The sequence below is a fragment of the Pantoea sp. Tr-811 genome (genome assembly GCF_011752535.1).
Lineage (GTDB): Bacteria > Pseudomonadota > Gammaproteobacteria > Pseudomonadales > Pseudomonadaceae > Aquipseudomonas.
Map to the genome: position 1 here is coordinate 1 of NZ_VWXJ01000045.1, position 4,813 is coordinate 4,813.

The 4,813-nt window shown below is 57.2% G+C and carries 6 protein-coding genes; 5 read left to right on the forward strand and 1 reads right to left on the reverse strand.

Going from position 1 to position 4,813, the window contains the following annotated elements; translation table 11 throughout:
* Window positions 1-232 precede the first annotated feature (232 nt).
* The gene (locus F3J44_RS29265; RefSeq protein ID WP_167277973.1) at window positions 233-733 is read right to left on the reverse strand and encodes a GNAT family N-acetyltransferase; all 501 of its coding nucleotides are present in this window, start codon (window positions 731-733) and stop codon (window positions 233-235) included.
* Between the two features lie 222 nt (window positions 734-955).
* On the opposite strand from F3J44_RS29265, the gene F3J44_RS29270 reads away from it, so the two are divergent.
* The 5 genes from F3J44_RS29270 to F3J44_RS29290 all read left to right on the forward strand — a co-directional run bounded on the left by F3J44_RS29270 (window position 956) and on the right by F3J44_RS29290 (window position 4,618).
* Window positions 956-1,516 carry a nucleotidyltransferase family protein gene (locus F3J44_RS29270; protein WP_167277974.1) on the forward strand — a complete coding sequence of 187 codons (561 nt, stop codon included), beginning with the start codon at window positions 956-958 and terminating at the stop codon, window positions 1,514-1,516.
* Between the two features lie 134 nt (window positions 1,517-1,650).
* Window positions 1,651-2,193, forward strand: coding sequence for an adenylate kinase (locus F3J44_RS29275; protein ID WP_167277976.1), 543 nt, complete (start codon window positions 1,651-1,653; stop codon window positions 2,191-2,193).
* A gap of 183 nt (window positions 2,194-2,376) precedes the next feature.
* A complete protein-coding gene (locus F3J44_RS30045; protein ID WP_205300263.1) occupies window positions 2,377-2,970 on the forward strand; it encodes an N-acetyltransferase in 594 nt (197 codons plus the stop codon).
* On the forward strand, window positions 2,967-3,326 hold the full coding sequence (locus tag F3J44_RS29285; protein WP_167056305.1) for a cupin domain-containing protein: 360 nt from the start codon (window positions 2,967-2,969) through the stop codon (window positions 3,324-3,326). The genes F3J44_RS30045 and F3J44_RS29285 overlap by 4 nt, the downstream gene beginning before the upstream one ends.
* A gap of 158 nt (window positions 3,327-3,484) precedes the next feature.
* A complete protein-coding gene (locus F3J44_RS29290; protein ID WP_167277979.1) occupies window positions 3,485-4,618 on the forward strand; it encodes an aminotransferase class V-fold PLP-dependent enzyme in 1,134 nt (377 codons plus the stop codon).
* The last annotated feature ends 195 nt before the right edge of the window (window positions 4,619-4,813 follow it).

The window sequence follows — 4,813 nt, forward strand, 5'->3', positions numbered from 1 at the left end:
ACTCCGGCAGCAACGTGACTTGCGTCCGAGCCTCACCCTCAATGAACCGTTTCATGATCGTCCCCGCCACGATCTCGACGATCAGAAGGTTAGACAATCACTGGCGTTTTCACACAGCCTGGGTCGAGAGCTGCCGGTCGCGAGTGATCGCTTACGCCCCGTAGCTGTCGTTCATAACTTGCACCATCAACCCACAGCTGCCAGCCCGGTCATAGCATTCGCCCGGTGTTCATCAGCTTACTTCCTCAACCTGCTTGTAGATGCGCAATCCCCGTGCTTGATAGTTTTGAAGCGCAGCAGGATGGTCAAATGTGCATGTGTGTACCCATACCCGTTCTGTACCATGCCATTCCCACGCAGATAGAATGGCGTGGCTCAACAGCGCTCCGCCGAACCCGCACCCTAGGAACTGTGGAGCTAGCCCAAAATATCGGATCTCACTGTTACGGCCATCGGGACGATAAAGCTCGTAATAGCCGGCTATTGCACCTCGGTGATAGGCAACCCACGTTCGATGGCAGTCCTGCTCAACAAGCGCCTGCCAATCGGAATCACCCCAGGTATCAAGATCGCCCCATTCCCAAGGCGCGCCTACTAGCTGGTAGAGAAATTTATTGAATTCCGCCTGAGGCACTTCACACTCGATAATCTGTAGATCATGTCGCTGGGGCTTCGCTTTCAGTTCTGAAGCCGATGTCATCTCTAAGTAATAAGTAGTGCAAGAACGATCCATTACGGGCCCCCTTCGCTCCCCCTCGTGGTGAGACAAGAATGCCAGCAACAGCTCGACTTCGGCCACCCTGCATGTTCGCCTCGTGAGCAGCCATTGCTTCAGACCGTATCAGACCTGATGCTGCCCTTGTTGGACAGTGCTATCGAGCTTTTCTGGATCTTCACGGGTCTCGATGTCGCAAGCTAAGCTCAGCCATCTGCGACGCTACCAAGGACGGCACCCATGCACTTACTTACCGATGAGCAGTTACTAGAGATCATCCATCAGAACCCAATAAACCGGGCGTTACTGGAGATCCTGCCAACACTTGGTATCCCTCATTCCATGCTGGTCGCAGGGGCTTTGTTCCAGACGTTTTGGAATCACCGATCGGGAGAGCCCGCTGAGTGGGGCATAAAGGACTATGACATCGCCTACTTCGACGCAGACTTGTCATGGGAGGCGGAAGACAGAGTCATAGCCCAGGTTCAGCAGGCGTCCTCCCATCTAGGCGTCAATGTCGAGATACGCAATCAGGCCCGTGTGCATCTGTGGTACGAAAAGAAATTCGGCGGCGCCTATTCACCGTTGAAAAAGGTCACCGATGGTATCGACCGATATCTGATTCGGTCGACTTGTCTAGGCATAGACGCCTGCACAGGTAAGCTTTACAGCACTCATGGTCTTAACGAGCTTCAGAACAACGAGCTCAGGATGAACGAACTGAATCCACGGCCAGGCTTGTTCAGAGAGAAGGCTGCCAGCTACCAGGCGCGGTGGCCATGGCTGCAAGTGATTCAATGAGCTTAAGCTATCGGTCCAAAGCCGCCGATGCCAAAAGTCTAAATTTGGCCATTGCAAACGCGCCCGAATGTGAGATCAACGAGAAATGAAGTATTTTCCTGCCCCTGAAATCAGCTGGCATCATGGAGGAACAAATGCAGATCTACATTACAGGCGCATCATGTGCGGGTGTGACCACTCTGGGGCAAAGTCTGGCCTCGCGGCTCGGGCTGCGTCATGCGGATGTAGATGACTATTTCTGGATGCCCACAAACCCTCCGTTCACAACCAAGCGGCCTGTCAGCGAGCGGGTGCCATTGCTCCAGCAAGCACTCGGTCAGGATGATTGGATACTGACCGGTTCCTGCATGGTCTGGGGTGATGCTCTACTGGCGCACGTCGACCTAATCGTGTTCGTGGTGACGCCGACACCGATCCGCCTTGAACGTCTGGCAGCTCGTGAAAAGGCTCGCTTTGGAGATCGCATCGCACCCGGTGGAGACATGCATGAAATACATGCGGGGTTCAGGGAATGGGCTTCGCAGTATGACAATCCAGACTTCTCTGGACGCAACCGAGCCTGGCACGAGCGGTGGTTATCAGAGCAGTCGTCTCCAGTCCTGCAAATTGACGGGGCGATCAGCACTGAAAAAATGGCATCGGAAGTCACCCAGGCGATGTCGCACCTCAGGCATTAACGCTCCAACGGTCACGTCAGCGTCTCAATGTTAACGTCCGCTTCGGGAAGGTAGCTTCCTGTCGCACGCCGTGCTGACAGTGTCGCCGATAGCATGATGGGAACCGTTCAACCAGCCTACCCTGCCCCCTGTCAAAAGCGTAATCCTCGAAAACCACCCCCCGATCCCATGGGAGCACTGCACGTGCCTGTCGACTTCAGACCCGCTCAAGCCTCGGACGCGCACGACATTGCGCGCTTTTTCCAACTGACATCGGAGGGCATGGCCGATTACATCTGGAGCAAGCTTGCCGCACCTGGAGAAGCATTGCTGAGTGTCGGTGCGTCTCGCTATGCCCGCGACCAGGGCGACTTTTCCTATAAGAACTGCCTGATGGCCACGTTCGAAGGGCGCGTCATCGGCATGATGCATAGCTACGCCCTGCACGAGACGCCTGACAGGCCGGTCGAGACGGACCCGGTGCTCGCGCCTTATTCCGACATGGAAATACCCGACACTTTGTACATATCCAGCCTGGCCCTGGATGAGGCCTGGCGCAGCCAGGGGTTGGGCGTCCAGTTTCTGCGCCACGCCCAGCAGCGCGCCGATGACGCTGGCCTGGCTGGGCTATGCCTGATCGATTATGCGGACAACCACGGCGCGCGCCGTTTCTACGAACGTCACGGTTTTCAGATTGTTAAAACCTGCCAGATCGTTCCACACCCGATGCTGGGCGTCACCGGTGAAGCCTATTTGATGTATCGCCCTACTCACAACGTGCTCGAGAAAATGCCATGAACAAGAAACTGACCGTGTTCCGCGAACTGGATATTCAACCGGTGCGCGACCTTCCCTTCTTTGAGGAAGTCGTGGAAGGCACCCCGCATACGCTGACGTCCAAGTACTACCACGATGAACAGCAAGGCCGCATTTCCGGAGAATGGGAAGCCAGCGTCGGCGCGTGGCGCATCGACTACAAGGTTTGGGAGTTCTGCCATGTCCTGAGTGGATGCTGCGTGATCGAGCTTGAGGGTTGCGCGCCCGTCACACTGGCCGCTGGCGACACGTTCATCATCGAACCAGGCGCCAAGGGCAAATGGACCGTGCTGGAAGACATGAAAAAGAATTTCGTGATCCTCTTGCCCACGAACTAGGCATGGGGTCGCGCGCGGCATGACGGTTCGGATCTGCTAATTTGAACGCCACGCGCGCACGGCAGCGGTCAGCCACTGCCGTTGCGATCAATCTTGTCATTTGCCGAGGCTCAGGACAGGGTCCGTACCAATGACATCTCTGCCAAAGGAGTCACCGCATGTCGAAGCTCTATCCCAGTATCGATCCTGAGGGGCTGGTCGAGTACTCGGTGGTCTACACCGACCGCTCGCTCAATCACATGTCGCAGACCTTCCAAGGCGTGATGAGGAACATTTCCAAGACCCTGAAACAGGTCTACAACGCCCAGGCCGTTGCGGTTGTGCCGGGCAGCGGTACCTTCGGCATGGAGGCCGTTGCGCGGCAATTCGCCACCGGCCAGCAGTGCCTGGTGATCCGCAACGGCTGGTTCAGTTATCGCTGGAGCCAGATTCTGGAGATGGGCAACATCTCGGCGGCCACCACGGTGCTGAAAGCCCGACCGGTCGAAACGGGTCGCCAGGCAGCCTACGCGCCCCCGCCACTGGACGAAGTGCTGGCGGCCATTGCGGCGCACAAGCCGCAGATCGTGTTCGCGCCCCACGTTGAAACCTCATCCGGGATCATCCTGCCCGAGGACTACCTGCGCGCCGTCGGCGACGCCGTGCATGCGGTGGGCGGCCTGTTCGTGCTGGACTGCATTGCCTCCGGCACGGTTTGGGTGGACATGCAAAAGTGCGCGGTCGACCTGCTGATCAGCGCACCGCAGAAAGGCTGGAGCGCCTCCCCTTGCTGCGCCCTGGTGATGCTCAGCGCCCTGGCCCTCGAGCGCATCGAGCGCACGCAGAGCAGCAGCTTTGCCTGCGACCTGAAAAAGTGGCTGCAGATCATGCAGGCCTACGAACAGGGTGGGCATGCCTACCATGCGACCATGCCCAGTGATGCGCTTGCGCGCTTCAACGACGTGATCGTCGAGATGCAGGACTACGGCTTCGACAAGGTTCGTGACGAACAACAGACGTTGGGCAATCGCGTGCGCGCCATGTTGACTGGCAAGGGCATCAAAAGTGTGGCTGCAGCCGGTTTTCAGGCGCCAGGCGTAGTGGTGAGCTACACCGATGATGCCGAGATCAAGAACGGAAAGAAATTCGCCGAGCACGGCCTGCAGATCGCTGCCGGCGTGCCGCTGCAATGTGACGAACCGGCTGATTTCCAGACTTTCCGCATTGGGCTGTTTGGGCTCGAGAAACTGCACAATATCGAGCGTACGGTCAGCACGCTTGAGCAGGCACTGGATGAAGTGATGGTGAAGTAAGCGGTCCTCTGGGCTGCAGCACGGATACGAAAGTCTGCATTAGGTCGATTGCAGTCATTCTCGAGTGACCGCTATCGACCCAGGCTGTGTGAAAACGCCAGTGATTGTCTAACCTTCTGATCGTCGAGATCGTGGCGGGGACGATCATGAAACGGTTCATTGAGGGTGAGGCTCGGACGCAAGTCACGTTGCTGC